At 58.3% G+C, this 16,703-nt stretch carries 9 protein-coding genes; 7 read left to right on the top strand and 2 right to left on the bottom strand.

Annotated elements, in window-relative coordinates; translation table 11 throughout:
* The 7 genes from EH31_RS10575 to EH31_RS10545 all read left to right on the top strand — a co-directional run bounded on the left by EH31_RS10575 (window position 1) and on the right by EH31_RS10545 (window position 12,415).
* The gene (locus EH31_RS10575) at window positions 1-1,164 is read left to right on the top strand and encodes an efflux RND transporter periplasmic adaptor subunit (protein ID WP_034960315.1); all 1,164 of its coding nucleotides are present in this window, start codon (window positions 1-3) and stop codon (window positions 1,162-1,164) included.
* A gap of 46 nt (window positions 1,165-1,210) precedes the next feature.
* On the top strand, window positions 1,211-4,417 hold the full coding sequence (locus EH31_RS10570) for an efflux RND transporter permease subunit (protein WP_152553552.1): 3,207 nt from the start codon (window positions 1,211-1,213) through the stop codon (window positions 4,415-4,417).
* Window positions 4,414-5,031: a cation efflux transmembrane domain-containing protein gene (locus EH31_RS10565; RefSeq protein WP_034960314.1), complete on the top strand. Its 618-nt coding sequence runs from the start codon at window positions 4,414-4,416 to the stop codon at window positions 5,029-5,031. Before EH31_RS10570 ends, EH31_RS10565 begins: the two co-directional genes overlap by 4 nt.
* 781 nt (window positions 5,032-5,812) lie before the next feature.
* Entirely contained in the window at window positions 5,813-6,145 is a 333-nt protein-coding gene (locus EH31_RS17270; RefSeq protein WP_081853361.1) for a hypothetical protein, read from the top strand.
* Window positions 6,135-8,450 (top strand): type IV secretion system DNA-binding domain-containing protein, encoded by a 2,316-nt coding sequence (locus EH31_RS10555; protein ID WP_034960310.1) that lies wholly within the window; start codon window positions 6,135-6,137, stop codon window positions 8,448-8,450. Before EH31_RS17270 ends, EH31_RS10555 begins: the two co-directional genes overlap by 11 nt.
* A 59-nt stretch (window positions 8,451-8,509) precedes the next feature.
* A complete protein-coding gene (mobF, locus tag EH31_RS10550; protein WP_034960309.1) occupies window positions 8,510-11,434 on the top strand; it encodes a MobF family relaxase in 2,925 nt (974 codons plus the stop codon).
* A 63-nt stretch (window positions 11,435-11,497) separates the two neighbouring features.
* Entirely contained in the window at window positions 11,498-12,415 is a 918-nt protein-coding gene (locus EH31_RS10545) for an HNH endonuclease (protein WP_241765901.1), read from the top strand.
* A gap of 11 nt (window positions 12,416-12,426) precedes the next feature.
* Here the strand turns inward: EH31_RS10545 and EH31_RS10540 are convergent, their stop codons facing one another.
* Window positions 12,427-13,062: a S24 family peptidase gene (locus EH31_RS10540; RefSeq protein ID WP_034960306.1), complete on the bottom strand. Its 636-nt coding sequence runs from the start codon at window positions 13,060-13,062 to the stop codon at window positions 12,427-12,429.
* 328 nt (window positions 13,063-13,390) lie between these two features.
* A complete protein-coding gene (locus EH31_RS10535; protein ID WP_034960305.1) occupies window positions 13,391-16,693 on the bottom strand; it encodes a DUF499 domain-containing protein in 3,303 nt (1,100 codons plus the stop codon).
* Between the last annotated feature and the right edge of the window lie 10 nt (window positions 16,694-16,703).

The following is a 16,703-nucleotide window of genomic DNA, read 5'->3' as shown; positions in this document are numbered from 1 at the left end:
ATGAAACGTAACTATCTTATCGCAATAGTCGGCATCCTTGTTCTGGCGGCCGTATCTGCTTGGGCCTTCTGGCCGTCAGGGTCTGCCGACCACTCCGAAGAAGGACAGAGCGAAGAGGAAGGCGGAGCAAAAACCGAAGGTTCCGAAGGCGCTTTGCAAATTAGCGAAGAGCAAATCGCGGCTTCCTCCATCGAAATCGAAGCTGTTCAGTTTGGTGCTGTTACAGAGATCGTATTCCCCGCAACTGTCGCAGCCGCGCCCAACGCCAGCGCGCGAATCGATGCACGTGCCTCGGGGGTCGTGCGGAGCGTGAACAAGATGCTTGGCGATTATGTCAGGCAGGGGGAAGCGATCGCGCGGATCGAGAGCGCTGATGCTGCCGGACTGGCTGCGCAGGTCGCCGCCGCGCGTGCGCGGGTAAATGAACTTTCTGCACTCTATGACCGGGAAAAACGGCTGTTCGAGGCCAATGTGACGGCTCGGCAGGATCTCGAAGCTGCGCAGGCGAATCTGCAGGTGGCAAGGTCCGAACTTTCCCGCGCGCAAGCCGCATCCGCAGCTGCTGGTGTCAGCGGAGATGGACGGTCGCTCGCTGTGACGAGCCCGATTTCAGGGCAGATCACCAGCGCGCCGATCGTGCTGGGCTCCTACGTCTCAGCCGGTGAAGAGATGTTCCAGATCGTGAACGCGAGCGGCTTGCAAGTGCAGGTTGCTCTGCCCGCCAGCGATGCCGTGAGAATTAGGCCCGGCGACGAGGCAACGCTCGAATTCGGAGAGGAGCGGGAGATCGGCGGACGTGTGCGCTCGATAACCCCCGCGCTCGATCCGGAAAGCCGAAGCGCCACCGCTATTATTTCCCTTGCGAATGCAGTGCCCGGATTACAGCCAGGCGCATTCTTGCAGGCGCGTATTCGGCCTTCCGGAGAGACCGATGCGACTGCCATCTCGGTGCCTGAGGCAGCCGTTCAGATGGTCGAAGGGCGCGAAGTCGTGTTCGTTCGCACCCAGACTGGCTTTCGGGCGACGCCTGTCGTGACGGGATCGCGCTCGGGAGGGCGCATCGTGATTGTGTCAGGATTGCAGAATGGCCAGCGGATCGCGACCGAAAACGCCTTCCTGCTCAAAGCCGAACTCGGAAAAGAGGAAGCCGAACATGGACATTGATCGTTCTGAAAGCGGCTTCGAAAAAGAGCGCAACAACAATGGCGGCCTGATTGGCGGCGTCCTTGATTGGTCGGTGCGCAATCGCTGGGCGGTCGTGGCCCTTGCCCTAGGTGTAGCCATCTGGGGCGCCTTCAATCTTGCGAAACTGCCGATCGATGCGGTGCCGGACATCACAAATGTTCAGGTGCAGATCAACACCGAAGCACCGGCGCTTTCACCCTCACAGATCGAAACGCAGGTAACCTTCCCTGTCGAGACGGGCCTCGCCGGGATCGAGGGACTGGAGATGACCCGCTCGATCTCGCGCAACGGCTTCAGTCAGGTTTCGGCGATTTTCGAAGAGGGCACCGACATCTACTTTGCGCGCTCGCAGGTTGAAGAACGGCTTGCCACGCTCGCCTCTTCGCTTCCTGCAGGCGCGGAGCCGTCGATGGGGCCAATTGCGACCGGCCTTGGCGAAGTCTTGATGTATACCATCGAATTCGAGCATCCGGGTGGAACGGATGCGCCAAAAGGCGGCGCCATTGGCTGGCAAAATGACGGCAGCTTTGTCACCGACCGGGGCGAGCGATTGGACACGGAGGTGGCGAGAGCCGCCTATCTGCGCACGGTGCAGGACTGGGTGGTTGCGCCGCTGATGCGATCAGCCGACGGTGTCGCAGGCGTCGACTCGATCGGCGGCTTTGAAAAGCAATATCTGGTGCAGCCCGACCCGGATCGTCTGGGCGGCTACGGTGTTTCACTCGACCAGTTGATTACTGCGCTCGAAGTGGCAAACCAGGCGGAAGGCGCGAACTTCGTCGAACGTGCCGGCGAAGCGCTCTTGGCCCGTGTCGATTCCCGGCTGAATTCGGTAGAAGACATCGAGCAGGCGGTGGTGACGACCCGCGAAGGCGTGCCGATCCGCGTAGGCGATGTTGCCACAGTCGAGATTGGCGGTGACCTTCGCACAGGGGCTGCCTCGCTCAACGGCGATGAAGCGGTCGTCGGAACTGTCCTGATGCGAGCGGGCGAGAACAGCCGAACCGTTGCCGCTGGCGCAGCCGACAGGCTTGAGGAAGTTCGTGCATCGCTGCCTGCCGGAGTGGTGGCTGAGATTGTCTACAACCGATCCACTTTGGTCGATGCGACCATCGCTACGGTTCGCAACAATCTGGTCGAAGGCGCCTTGCTCGTTATCGTCGTGCTGTTCCTGCTGCTCGGAAACATACGCGCTGCTATCATTGCCGCTCTGGTCATTCCTTTGTCGATGCTGATGGCAGCAATCGGGATGAACCGGCTCGGCGTATCGGGTAATCTGATGAGCCTTGGTGCGCTCGATTTCGGCCTGATTGTCGATGGCGCTGTCATCATCGTCGAAAACAGCATCGCGCGCCTCGCCGCAAGCCAGGAGCACGAGGGACGTTTGCTCACACTGCGCGAACGCCTTGCCGAGACGCGGGCAGCGGCGCATGAGATGATCAAGCCAACGGTGTATGGCCAAGCGATTATCTTTCTGGTTTTTGCGCCGCTCCTCACCTTCTCCGGGGTTGAGGGCAAGACATTTTCGCCCATGGCCATCACGGTGATGCTGGCACTTGCCTCGGCATTTATCCTCTCGCTTACTTTCGTCCCCGCGATGATCGCTCTCTTGCTGAACAAGAAGATCAACGAGCAGGAAGCAAAGCCCATCCGAATGGCGAAAGAGCGCTATGGTCCGCTGCTGCGCAGCGCGCTTGCCCGTCCATGGCCGGTCATCGGCACCGGTGTCGGCGTATTTGCACTTGCAGCGCTGGTGTTCAGTTTCATCGGCAGCGAATTCACGCCTCAACTCGATGAGCGTGATCTGGCAGTGCAGTCATTGCGTATCCCCTCCACTCCGCTCGAGCAGTCGCTCACAATGCAGCGCCAGGTCGAGACACGTCTCACACAGTTCCCGCAGGTTGAGCTGGTGTTCTCGCGCACCGGCACGGCCGAGGTCGGAACCGATCCGATGCCGCCGAACATTTCGGATGCCTATGTGATCCTCAAACCGCGAGAAGAATGGCCCGATCCCTCGCTGTCCAAGGATGAACTCGTAAGCGAGATGGAAGAGGCTCTCGGTGGTCTTGTTGGCAATCTGTATGAGTTCAGCCAGCCCATCGAGTTGCGCTTCAACGAGCTCATCGCAGGCGTTCGCGGCGATGTGGCGGTCAAGCTGTACGGAGATGATCTGACCGCCATGACTTCGGCTGCAAACGAGGTCGCCGCCGTGCTGCGCGGCGTCGAAGGCGCAGCCGACGTGAAGGTCCAGCAGGTCTCTGGCTTCCCGACACTCGATATCGCCTTCGACCGGCCTACTATCGCGCGCTACGGGCTAAGCGTCGAGGACGTGGCGCAGTCCGTTGCCATCGCGCTTGGCGGTCGCAACGCCGGCCTCGTGTTCGAAGGCGATCGCCGGTTCGATGTCGTCGTCAGATTGTCAGATGCCAATCGCAACGATTTCGACCAGCTCGGCACCTTACCGATTGTCCTCCCGAATGGTGGGAGCATTCCGCTTAGAGCCGTGGCCCAATTCGAGGTCATCGATGGGCTGGCCGAGGTCCGGCGCGAACAGGGGCGAAGACTGGTCATCGTATCCGCCAATGTGCGGGAGCGTGATCTTGGCTCATTTGTCGAGCAGGCCCAGTCCGAAGTGGCCGCAAACGTCGATCTGCCATCCGCGTCGTTTATCGAATGGGGCGGGCAGTATCAGAACCTGCAGCAAGCGCAGCAACGTCTACTGATCGTGGTTCCGCTCGCCTTCGCGGTCATCCTGCTGCTGCTCTACATGGCGGTCGGCGGATGGGTCTCGGCGTTAGCGGTGTTCAGCGCGATTCCGATGGCACTGGCTGGAGGGGTCTTCTTCCTGGCCCTCAGGGGCATGCCATTCTCGATCTCGGCAGCCGTGGGCTTCATTGCTCTATCTGGCGTGGCCACTTTGAATGGTCTCGTCATGATAACCGCGATCAAGCAGCGGCTCGAAAAGGGTTTGGAGCTTGGTGAAGCGATAGTCGAAGGCGCAATTGCACGCCTGCGCCCGGTTTTGATGACGGCGCTCGTCGCCTCGCTCGGCTTCGTTCCGATGGCGCTTGCGACAGGAACCGGGGCCGAGGTGCAGCGCCCGCTCGCCACGGTTGTGATCGGCGGACTGATAACGGCAACAGCGCTCACACTGTTCGTGCTGCCTGCCATTGTGAGCCTGATTTTCGCGGAGAAATCCGAGCAGGCAAAGGGTCACGGAGAAATGCCATGAGCGGCGATCATAAATTCGAGCTTGATAGTGCTGAAAAGCGGCGAACTCTGTGGATTGTCCTGTGGCTCAACGTCGCGTTGGCTGTCGGTTTCTTGTTCGTCGGATATTTTGCCGATTCTAACGCGCTTCTCGCCAATGGTCTCGACAATGCATCTGATGCTCTTGTCTATATCCTGAGCCTTTTCGCACTTAGCCGTTCTCGAGTGTGGAAGCGCAACGCGGCTCGCCTTTCAGGTGGCTTGCTCCTGTTGTTTGCCGCTGGCGTTATTGCCGATGCAATACGTCGCTTTCTGGAGGGGTCCGACCCTGGCGGCATCGAAATGATGGCTATGGCTGCGATCGCAGCCGTAGTGAACCTCATCTGCCTCCGCCTGCTTCAAAACCTCCAGCAGAAGGACGTCAGTCTGCGTGCCGCAACGACTTTTAGCTTCAACGATTTTGTAGCAAATGGCGGGATTATTGTCGCAGGGCTGGTCGTCACGCTTACTGGCGCGAATTGGCCAGATCTATTGGTCGGCATCGCTGTTGCCGGGATCGCGATCTATGGCGGGATCGATATCCTGCGCGATACGCACAAGGATAAGCATGAGGAAGCCGGCACGACCCACAGTTAGGGCAAGAGCAAATAGGAAGTGTGCCCTTGCTTCGGGGATTGATGCTGGCTCTCGCCTCGAGGTTTCTGGCGAACTGCAGCTTTACCAGCATCCATATTGCCTTACTGAACATGAATAGGTTCTCGGTCAGCGATACAACAAGCAATGATCTTTTTCATTTGCGCTTGAAGTTGGCATGAATGCCCGTAGCCTTCAAGACTATATCCAGCGAAAGGAAGGCCCGCTTTCACCCCCAAAGTCGCTCCTAGCTTTAGGGTATTTGAACTGCCAAATGCGGTCGTAGCAAGTGGAGTTGCCACAGATAAACTACAGCACGCCGAGCTATTCGCGTTAGTAAATTGCGGGCTCAGTTCGCCCTGCTGCAGTGGCTATTTGTTACCAAAGCGGACAGCAAAGAGAACAAGCTTACGTCCTTACGTCTTCCCCTCAAGCCCGGTTTGGGCTAGGAAATCCGTGTGAAACCAGTGCCTTTTCTGTGATTGAACGGACAGGGCTTTGGTTGATCAGACCATGCACAAATGGGGAACAACTTCGCGCACACCCTACCCCGCGAATTCGGGAATTATCATTCTGATTTTATTGTGAAATCCCGTTTTGGGCGGAATCAACCCGTCTGCGAGTAGAGCGGGTTTGCGCTGATCCGCGTGCAACTCACGTCGTTATAGTGCATTGTAATCATGTCATAAACTTTCGATTGACTGCGAGTTGTTCACGATTTATTCTTTTTGTCACCTTCCGCAAGGTGAGCCAGGTTCCGTCGGCCCGACAAGGAACCTGTTTCATGACCCGACAAGATCGGCTTCAGACATTCGTATCGCTTCCCGTGGGCAACTGGGTTCGCCAGTCTGCTGCGGACCAGGGCGAAAGTGTCAGTGTCTTCATTCGCGACCTCATTGTTGCAGCCTGGCATCTCGATAACGAGACAAAAGACAGGCCCGCTGGTCTCGATCCGGCGCGCCAAAACGTCTTCATTTCTGTGGCTCTCGATGCCCTGCTTGCCGGTCATCCGGACCCGGCATTGCGGGACCGGGCCCACGAGGCTTATCGCCGCCGTCTCGAGCGGCTAGGCCTTCCACTAAGCACCAACATGGGAGGCCAATCCCATGAAGCATAACCTCCTCAACTTCACCCGCGGAAGCCAGTTGCTGGGACACTTCGCTTTCATGTTTGCAGCCGGCCTCAAAGGCCCTGTGATCCTCACGACGCTTGTGGTTCTAGGCACCTGTTACTGGGAAGTTCGAACGAGCCTGACCGATCACCAGTTCTACCTGGTCTGGATGCATATCTATGCCAGCCTCTACGCCTTTATGGAGTTCGATCCGGCAAAATTGGTCAACCTCACTCTGGCCGATGGTGGCAAGGTCGGTCTGCCTTTCGCGGTGGTTCGCGAGTTCCCTCCCATGCGTGATGCAATCGACGCATTCGTATCCGCGACCAAGCAAGGCTTGCTCATATCAGCTGTCTTTCTTGCGCCAGCTTTTGTGTTCTTCTGGTGGTTCGCCGAGCGCTTCGGTGGCCGCTCCAAAGAACGTAAGCACGAGCGCGGAGCCATGCTTGTTTCACTCGATGAACTCGAGGACGAAATCGAGCGCTATAATCGCAAATATCGCGCTGAGGAGCTGAGCCGGAAGCTCGGTTGGAAATGGCGGCTCGCAAGTTCTTCTGCGCTGGCGGAAGCCGGGCATTACATGCCCGCCCACCTCGCCGGAGTTAGCTGGCCATGGCGGCTTGAGCAAAGCCATACCATGCTGATTGGAACAACCGGGACCGGTAAGACCGTCGCGCTTACACAGCTCGTGACCGAGGCCCGTCAGCGCGGTCAACGCGCGGTGATTTTCGATCTCACCGGCGCCTTTATCGAAGCCTATTACGATCCTGCCCGCGACATTATTCTAAACCCGATCGATGCGCGTTGTCCGGTGTGGAGCGTCTTCAATGATTGCTCGAGCGAGGCCGAATTCCATGCCGCAGCCGAGGCGCTGGTGCCCCATGATGGCGGCGGATCGGAACAATTCTGGGTGCTTGCGGCTCGTATGTTGTTTGTCGAAATGTGCCTCCATCTCTCTCGCAAGGGAACAGCGACCAACGAGGCCCTGGCGCAGAAACTCATGACCGCGGACCTGTCCGAAGTGCACAAGCTGATGCGCGGGACAATGGCCGATCCGCTCACCGCTCCGGAAGCTGCACGTATGGCGGAATCGATCCGTGCGGTGTTCAATGCCAACGCTAAAGTGCTGAAGCTCCTGCCCTCGGAAGGTCCACGCTTCTCGGTCCGTGACTGGGTTAAGGGCGACTGCGAACCGGGTTCGATCCTGTTTCTTTCAGCGCGCTACGTCGACATGAGCATCTCCTCGCAATTGCTCACTCTATGGCTCGATACGGCAATGAACACGCTGATGACACTCGAGCGCACGCAGGACCTCAAAATGTGGTTCCTGATCGACGAGCTTGGTGCCCTCCATAGACTGCCCGCGCTCGAAAAAGGCCTGCAAACCGCGCGCAATTTCGGTGGTGCGATCGTCACCGGCGTCCATGCCTTTGCCAAGCTCAAGGAAATCTACGGCGAGAACATGGCCATGACACTGTCATCGCTTGCGCGGACCAAGCTGATCCTGGCAACAGCTGATCGCGAGACCGCGACATGGTGCTCAGATTTCATCGGCCATCGGCAGGTGCGCGATATGGAGGAAGGCTTCAGCTACGGGTATAACAATGCCCGCGACGCAGTGAGCCTGACACCAAGGCGGCAGGTGGAGCCTTTGCTCCTTCCCGACCAGTTCATGAACCTTCCAAGGCTGTCAGCTTACATCAAGTTTCCTGACGGTTTCCCTGCCGCCCCGGTTTCGCTCATACCCCGTTCGCGCGATCGTATTGCCGAGGGTTTCATTCCTCGCGAGAAACCGGCCTCGAAGAGCACACGGGGTTCGGGCACCACCTCGGCGAAGAAGCGAAAGACCATGCATAAAATGGACGGTGAACATCCTGCGTCCAATGATGACGGTGCTGGAAAGCCTGTCGATCCAAAGCAGCTCAAACTCAATCTGGCAGGACGTGATATTCCCCTTGATGAGGCGCGAGATCATCAGCAAGCGGATTCCCGCGAGCAGTTGGAGGCATGGCGTCAGGCCGGTGAGGCCAGGTCCAGATCCGGCGGCAATGCAGTCGTTGATGCGTCTGCGACGCTGCCACCATTTGCCGTGCAAACGGGCGATAACTCTCTGGTCGAGGCTGGCAAAAAAGACCTGGCTGAGGCCGGATCTGCCAACGCCAAAACCTCCGACAAAGCTCTTTCTCCTACCCAGAGACCATCACGCGAGGGTGAGCGCCAGCCAATCAGGCCGGCCGAAAAGGATCTGCGAGAAGGCGTTGTAAGCGATCCGCCTGCGAAGGATTTGGGAGAGTTTGAGCCCGATATGTGACGTGAACTAGGGAAGGGATTTTTCGGTCTGGAGGGGAGCCGTGACGAGGATCAGAGACGATGCTTTCCGTTGCCAATGTGCGCTCACCTTCGGCTGCAGCGGCCTACTTTGCCGCTGACAATTACTACACCGGCGCTGATGCGGATCGCTCGGGTATCTGGACCGGTAGAGGCGCCGAGCGACTTGGTCTTCACGGCAGTGTCAGCGCTGAGCAGTTCGACGCCTTGCTGCGCGGAGAACTGCCCGGCGGTATCCAGGTAGGTAATGCTGGCCAGTCCCACAGACCCGGAACGGACCTCACATTCTCGCTCCCCAAAAGCTGGTCGCTCCTCGCGCTCGTTGGTGGGGACAAGCGGATAATCGTGGCCTATCGGCGAGCGGTGGTCGAGACCTTGCGCTGGGCCGAGACCAACGCGGCACAGACCCGGATGGGCAGCAAGGAGGGTTACGGGAAGGTCGCGACCGATAACCTCACAATCGGCCTCTTTCAGCACGATACCAATCGCAACCAGGAGCCCAACCTGCATTTTCACGCGGTCGTCGCGAATGTCACTCAAGGCCCCGACGGCAAGTGGCGGGCGCTGCGCAATGACAAGCTCTGGTCTTTCAACACGCTGCTCAATTCGATGACCATGGCCCGCTTTCGCATGTCGGTCGAGAAAATGGGTTACGAAGCAGGCCCGGTCGGCAAGCACGGCAATTTTGAAGCCGTCGGCATTACGCGAGAGCAGGTCAAGGCGTTCTCTTCGCGCCGCGAAGAGGTCCTCGATGCGGTCCGTCAGCTTGGCGAGAACTCCCCAAAGTCGCGTGACGTTGCCGTGCTTGCTACAAGGAAGAGCAAGGAGCCTGTCAGGGACCGTGAAGGCCTCCTGGGGGAGTGGCAGCAAAGTGCAGGAGAGGTCGGGCTTGATCTACAAGCGATGATCGATGCATCACAGATGCGGGCAGCGGCTAAGACCATAGCAAATTCCAAAGCGGAAAGCCTTCTCCACCGCGGCATGGCCAAGCTGCGAGAATTTGCGCAGCGGATAAAAGGCGATCCGGCAGACCCGCTGATCCCCGCCCATGTGCTTAAGAAAGACGCGCCTTCCATCGCCGCTGCGCAGGCTGTCGCTTCCGCGGTGCGCCACCTGTCGCAGCGCGAAGCAGCTTTTCCCCGCGAAGGCCTGCTCAAAGTAGCACTGGATTTCGGGCTGCCAACGACAGTGGATCGTGTCGAAAGACAGGTGAAAGCACTAGTGCGGGAGGGCGCGCTGGTGCGCGGCAAAGGGGCGCATACTGGCTGGGTCGCAAGCAAGGAGGCTTTGCAGCTTGAAAGAACAATCCTTGCCGGTGTCGACGCGGGGCGCAGCGCCGTAGCGCCAGTCCTCGAACGCAAAGACGCTGTTGCACGCGTTCAGGCGGTATCAGCGATCAATCACGGCATCACGCTCAATCCCGGCCAGGAAGAGGCGGCCAGCCTGGTGCTTTCATCGCGCGACCGGATCGTCGCGATCCAGGGTGTTGCCGGCGCCGGGAAGAGCAGCGTGATGAAGCCGGTCGCCCAGCTTCTGCGCGAGGAGGGCAAGCAAGTGCTGGGTCTCGCCGTGCAGAACACGCTCGTCCAAATGCTCGAACGCGACACGGGCATTCAATCCAAGACCATTGCCCGCTTCCTGTCGCAATGGGGCCGCCTTCTGGATGAGCCCGGTAACACTGCCTTGCTGGGTGAGGCAAAGAGCGCGCTCGGCGACCATGTGATTGTGCTCGATGAAGCCTCGATGGTTTCGAACGAGGACAAGGCCAAAATGGTCCGCCTCGCCAACCTTGCAGAGGTCCATCGGCTGGTGCTCGTCGGCGACCGCAAACAACTTGGCGCGGTTGACGCTGGCAAGCCCTTCGCACTCGTGCAGCAGGCGGGTATCGAGCGCGCCAATATGGAGGTCAATCTGCGCGGACGTGATCCGGTGCTCCGGCGCGCCCAGGCCGCTGCGCAGGAAGGTCGGATTGATGATGCGCTGAAAGCGCTTGCGCCAACGACCATCGAGGCCAAGGGAGACAGCGCGATCGTTGCCGCCGAGCGGTGGCTTTCGCTTAGTCCCAATGAGCGCGCCAAGACTTCGATCTATGCTTCCGGACGCGCCTTGCGCTCGGCCGTCAACGATGCGGTGCAGGAGGGGCTCAGGGCCAATGGCGAGCTTGGACCGCGTGCCGCAAGACTGACAGTTCACTCCCGGGTAAACGCGACACGGGAGGAACTTAGGTATCCCGGCACTTACCGCGCCGGGATGGTCCTGAATGTCCGCTCGCGCGACAGTTCCCAGAAGCTGTCGAAGGGCGACTACACCGTGCAATCCATCGACCACGCCCGAAAGCGTGTCATGCTCGAAGACAGGAAGGGACGAAAGCACACATTCAGCCCCTCGCGCCTCAGACCAAGTGGGAGCGAAGACCGTTTCTCTCTGTTCGAGCGCAAATCGCTCAGACTTTTTGAGGGCGACAAGATCCGTTGGACAGACAACGATCACAAGCGCGCATTGTTCAATGCCGATCAGGCGAGGATTGTCGCGGTGGATACCAAGGGCGTTAAAGTCGAAACGTCAGCGGGCAAGGAGCTCCGCTTGTCGCGCGGCGATCCCATGTTGAAGCGCCTCGATCTCGCTTATGCCTTGAACGCGCATATGGCGCAGGGGCTGACCTCGGATCGCGGCATAGCGGTGATGGACAGCCGCGAGCGCAATCTTGCTAACCGGCAAACCTTCCTCGTCACGGTGACCAGGTTGCGCGATGGTCTCACGCTTGTTGCCGACAGCACAGAAAAACTTGGCCGCGCAATCAAAGCAAACAGCGGCGAGAAGAGCTCGGCGCTCGAAGTGACGCAGCGTCTCAAGTCAGCAGCGGCAAAAGGCATTGCGCAAGGTAAGGCCAATGAAAGCGCTGCGCCTGCGAAGGATCCGCCGGAACTGACAAAGGAGCGAGTAAAGCCATTTGAAATAGGGATTTGATGTTTGATGGCCTGGACGGAGCTGGTCTTACCAGGCACGATGCATTCAAACGGGAAATGCGGAGTGTCGTCAGTGAAGGGCGTGTTCGAAATCAGCGGCAATTCGCGCTACGACGACCTCATCACCGAGCGGTATCATTTCCCCTCGCAATATCTGTCCGAAGCCAAGCAGCTCGAGAACGATTGGATACTCTACCGTGAGACCCGCGTTTCCGGCGGCCGGATGGCCTACATCGCGACCGCATTCGTTGAGCGGATCGATCCCGATGAGACCGATCCAACCCATTACTACGCGCGCGTCAGGGACTATCTACCCTTCGATGATGCGGTTGCCTATCGCGACACGGACGGACGCTTTGCCGAGCGTATCTTGCGCGAGATGGCCCGTCCGGGCGATGCAGGAAGGACGCTGCGCGGCAAATCGGTGCGCACGCTCGATAGCGACGATTTTGTTGCCATCGTCAACAAGGGCCTTTGCGAGACGCTGGATCCGGACAACCGGATTAGACTTGAGCTCGACGAGCGGTACATTGATGATGCAACTGCGGGACTGCTGGCCGAAGAATTTGGCGAGCGCCGGATCGAGCAGATCCTTGTGAACAAGAAGATCCGATCGGCCGCTTTCCGCAACCATGTTCTCGATGCCTACGACAGCACCTGTGCCGTCACGGGTTTGCGGATCGTCAATGGTGGCGGGAAAGCAGAAGCGCAGGCGGCTCACATCTGGTCCGTCGCTGATGGCGGCCCTGACATCGTGCCCAATGGTGTGGCGCTCTCCGCAACAGCGCACTGGTTGTTTGATCGTCACCTTATCAGCTTCGACGACAATTTGTGCCTGCTCGTGTCGCACAACAAGGTGCCATCCGAGTTGCTGACGCTGTTTCCCCCGTCAGGCCAGCAGATCAGACTGCCGACTGACCCCAAAGATCATCCGCGTCCCGACTTTGTTGCAAAGCATCGCGCGCGCTTTGCCGGTTTCTGAATGTTCGAGGATTAGACCGCCCGACCAAACCAGATCACACGGCCGACCACCTGGATCTCGCACCGGTCGACATCGTCCCAGCTGGGATAGGCCGCGTTGTCGCTGCTGATAGTAATCTTGCGTCCGCCGGGCTTGAGCGTCACGCGTTTGACCACCAAAGCGTCATCGGCCCGCAGAACGTAGATACCGTCACGCAGCCTTGAACCCTCGTCCGATGCATCGACCAGCACTTCGTCGCCATCACTAAGTGTCGGCTCCATGGAGTCCCCCAAAACATGGATGATCGAGAGGCTGGCGCTCTTTGCCCGCGTCAGCGCGGCGAGCCAGCGCTCATCGAACCCGAAACGGGTATGGGCAGTCTCGCTTTCGGCAATCGCTCCAAAGCCTGCCGACGCATCCACATTCAGCACCGGAATTTCGATCAGCCCGTCGCGTATCGGTGCGGGCGGGCCACCGAGGGCTTGTTCGTCAACACCGAAGAAGCTCGCAAGGACGCGTCTATCATCGTCATCGAGTTTGCGCGGTGAGCCGCGCTTGATGAATTGCTGGATGTAGGACGAATTACGTCCGATCAACCGCGAAATAGCCGAATAGCCGAGCCGTCGCTGCTGGATCAGCCGGTCAAGCTCCTCTCTGACATGTTCCATTGTCTAATTCCTGCTGACGGTCTGAGGAATGAAGGAAATCTCCTAGACTCGATGGAACCTTCCTACTAAGAACAAAACAAGAACACAAGTCTTGAGTGAGTCGAGAAAGCCATGAAGTTATTGGACAGGATAGAGCGTCATCTCAAGGAATCGCACATGTCGGCGACGCGGTTCGGTCGGCGTGCGGTGGGCGACCCTCGGTTCGTTCTTGACTTGAGAGCAGGCCGCAGGCCGCGCAGAAGGACTATCGAGAAGGTGGAGCGCTACCTTGCTGATCGGCCTACTGGCTGACCCGGCAGTTAGCGCCCACACCGTCAGGATATCTTGTTCAACGTATGTCCTTGTCGATAAAGCCGAGAGTTGCCGCGTTCTCCATCAAAGTCCGGACTTTGGACCGATCAAGGCCGCTTGCGACCTCGGCCTCTATCTCGAGCTTCAGCGTCACTTCGCTACCTGGGATAGTAGTAAGCTGTTCGACAATAGCTTCGACAATCTGATGGATGTCTCGGGCCGGCCGATCCGGAGAAATCATGACCGTTCCGACGAAGCGGGTCGGGAGTGTTTCTTTGTCATCGGGCTCTGTCTTGGCAGTCTTTTTGCCTTCATCCGTGGTGGGATCAGCTTCGCCACCAGGAGTACCGCCCTCGGTTGCGGGTTCGCCTGGCTTGGCCGGAACAGGGCGATGGGCCTGGGCAACATCCGGCTTGATAATGATACTGTCGCGATCCACAACAATGTGCGGACTTGTCGCCTTGTCGATCAAGAGTCCAAGATAGCTTTCGGAGCTTTCATCCCACTTCTCGGCATAGGCAAACGGACCTGGAAGCATCCCTGAGACGGCCGCTTGGACGGCCTTAACGAGGACCGATTGGTCCTTCAGTCGGGGGAGGTAGGTGTACCGGTTCAAATATTCCCACAGATCCCGCAATAGCAAGTGCGGTTTGCCGTTCCAGATGTAGCGTTGTAGATCGCGGTCCAGCCTCGTCGGACCCAACTCTGGCAAGAGTCCCTCATCGCTCGCAAGTTTCTTGCTGGCTCTGGACAAGAGCCCATCCTGCGCTGGAATTTTGCTCGACGACCATTCGATGTCAGACTGCGCATCTTCCTGATGGGGGTAGATAAGATAGCACCAACATTCGCGAAGTCGTGTTTTCATTGTGTCCTTGGCTTCGCTCAGCTTCGCTTCCGCCAAGGCAATGTCGCTCTTCTTCAAATCGAGGCGCTTGTCGTCCTTGACGATCGACTCCCAAGCGAGGGCCGACCGAACCGCGTCTTTCAACCCATCGAGTTGCCGCGCTTCCGCGCTCAAAAATACCAAAGTGTTGCGATAAACGCGCGGCGTAGAACCGCGCTGCATCAGGATGTCCTTAGCTTCGACTTGAGCATCGGACCCTTCGCGAGCGTTGTGTGCATGAGACACACCCAAGACGACTGCGCGAACTCCACCCGTTTCATCGGGCACTTCGGCCGATGATGCAGGTGCAACTTGAACAGCATCGAAGTGCCCTCGATCTGCGATGCCATTGACGTATTTGGTGAGCTCCTGATCGATCGTGACCAAGATCAGTGCGTCTTCCAGCTGGTTGGCGCGATCGGCTGCGAGCCGGTTCAGGCTCGCGGTCATCGAATACCAGTAGCGACCGAGATCGCTGTGCATGAACTTGGCCTGGTTCGTTAGGCGACGAAGGGCATCACCGAAGATTGCTGGTCGCTCACCAGGCTGTACGACGCCCAGGTTGATCTGCTTGTCGTCAAGTCCGCGGTTTTCCTCCTGATAGGTAGGTGCTGAGCCCATGAAAACCGCTCGCGCCACGCGTCGGGTTGCCGAATACCGGTTAAGGTTGGGTGCCGACTGGTCGATCTTGTATGGCGTTGAGCTGGCACCGTCGACGTCTCCCGCGATGATCGACTGCCAATTGACGTCTAGGTAGTGTAGCAGCTCCGGTTCGACGCGTGATGAACTGATACCCACACTGCCGGGCATGATCATGACCGAGGGATCGTTGCTCATCCAAAGCTCATGGATGACCTGCGCCATGAGCCGCAATACACCTCGCGTACGCTGGAATTTTTCGAGCGAACCCCAACTGGTGTAAAGCTGGTCGAACAACTCGGGGTGGATTGGGTAGGCCTTCTCGAGCTTGCGGCGATAATCCTCGTCTGAGCAGCCCTGAGGGAAATCGTTCGAGTTTTCTCGATACAGCTTCGCGAATTGTTTGAGTGTGTTGTCTTTGTGGTGGTGCCTATCGCCAGGGATTTCCTTGAAGAGCCGACGTCGTACAATCTCGTAGCTCTCCTCTTGTGAGGCAGGGCGCCAAGAAGATTCGACACGAGAAAAGGTCTGCTTGAGGCGTGCCAAGGCTTCTTGGCCACCTTCGCCCCCGACCTCGATCTGTGACGCGGGCAACGAAGCCACAAGCAGTGTGCCCGGGCTGGCCTTGACCGCTTCGGTGAGCGATTGAACGAAGGAAAGGTTCGCATCGAACGAGCCCGAAGGAAGGCTCTCGACCTTGTAGATCTGACGAAGGTAAGCGACCCATTCGTCGATTAGGATCAGGCACGGTGCGCACTTCTTGAAGATCGCTTCGAGCAGGTTCGATCCAGGCGCGATGCCGTTTGCGTCATTGTCGGCGACCATATCGAAGGCTTCAGCGCCGCCCAGCTGCCAGGCAAGCTCGCCCCAAGTTGTCCGGATTTCCCGACCACCTGCGACTTTCAATACGTCTTGCGGGCCACGCGAGGTTCCAACAAGAACTGCCCGATTGACTTTCGGGGGCACGGTGAGCTCGCTCTTCGACAGAAGCTGATCCAGCCCTGGCAAATCCTGAGCTGGGGTCTCGCCGACCATATGGTAAAGCGCGAGCATTGAGTGCGTCTTGCCGCCGCCAAAGTTTGTCTGCAGTTCGACGACCGGATCACCGCCATTTTGCGAAAGTCGCTTCGCTGCGCCGACCAGAAGCGTGCTCAATCCATCCGTAAGATAGGTTCGGCTGAAGAACTCCTTGGGATTGCTGTATTCCGAGGGAGCGCTGCCAGCGTGGACCTTGCCTAGATCAGCTGCGAATTCTGCCTGTTGGAATTCACCGGTGGCTACATCCTGATGAGGTTCGACGACTTCACGCCAAGGAAGGAGGCCAGCCACGGTCTCGACAGAGATATTGAGTCGCTGTGTTTTGCGCCGCTCCTCATTGCGTTGCAGCTCTGCATATTTGGTGCGCAAGATTGTTTCGCGCATCTTCGAGATTTCTGCTGCGGTCTCGCCTGCGCTGATGGCCTCCATGAGACGCCGCATTGTGTCGAGTGCGCGTTCGGCGTCGTCGTACGTGAAGGTCTCATTGTGCGACAATTTGTTCCGCACATCGAGAAGCTCCGAAACGTAAGATCGCTCAGGATGGCCAAGGACAGTGGCGAAAGCCTCCTTCCACATGAACATCATGGTCTTCAGGAGGGAAGCCTGATCCCACGCTACATCGCCTTTCGAATTCGACTTCAGACCATTGACACGATCGACAACCTCGAGCTGCCAATGTCCTTTGAGCGAATTCTCGAGGCGCTTTTCCACGAAGGGGATTAGTGCCTCTGGAAGAAGCTCCATCCCTTCGAATACATATTGACGGGTAGTCTTTGCCATGGTCGCTTAC

This window comes from Erythrobacter longus (genome assembly GCF_000715015.1).
In the GTDB taxonomy this organism is placed as follows: Bacteria; Pseudomonadota; Alphaproteobacteria; order Sphingomonadales; family Sphingomonadaceae; genus Erythrobacter; species Erythrobacter longus.
This window is presented reverse-complemented; position numbering and strand designations above follow the sequence as displayed.

What these genes read in the sequence shown, in the direction of transcription:
- EH31_RS10535 (WP_034960305.1), bottom strand. Translation starts at nt 16,693, where the DNA reads ATGGCAAAGACTACCCGTCAATATGTATTCGAAGGGATGGAGCTTCTT.
- EH31_RS10540 (WP_034960306.1), bottom strand. Translation starts at nt 13,062, where the DNA reads ATGGAACATGTCAGAGAGGAGCTTGACCGGCTGATCCAGCAGCGACGG.
- EH31_RS10555 (WP_034960310.1), top strand. Translation starts at nt 6,135, where the DNA reads ATGAAGCATAACCTCCTCAACTTCACCCGCGGAAGCCAGTTGCTGGGA.
- EH31_RS10575 (WP_034960315.1), top strand. Translation starts at nt 1, where the DNA reads ATGAAACGTAACTATCTTATCGCAATAGTCGGCATCCTTGTTCTGGCG.
- EH31_RS10565 (WP_034960314.1), top strand. Translation starts at nt 4,414, where the DNA reads ATGAGCGGCGATCATAAATTCGAGCTTGATAGTGCTGAAAAGCGGCGA.
- EH31_RS17270 (WP_081853361.1), top strand. Translation starts at nt 5,813, where the DNA reads ATGACCCGACAAGATCGGCTTCAGACATTCGTATCGCTTCCCGTGGGC.
- mobF (WP_034960309.1), top strand. Translation starts at nt 8,510, where the DNA reads ATGCTTTCCGTTGCCAATGTGCGCTCACCTTCGGCTGCAGCGGCCTAC.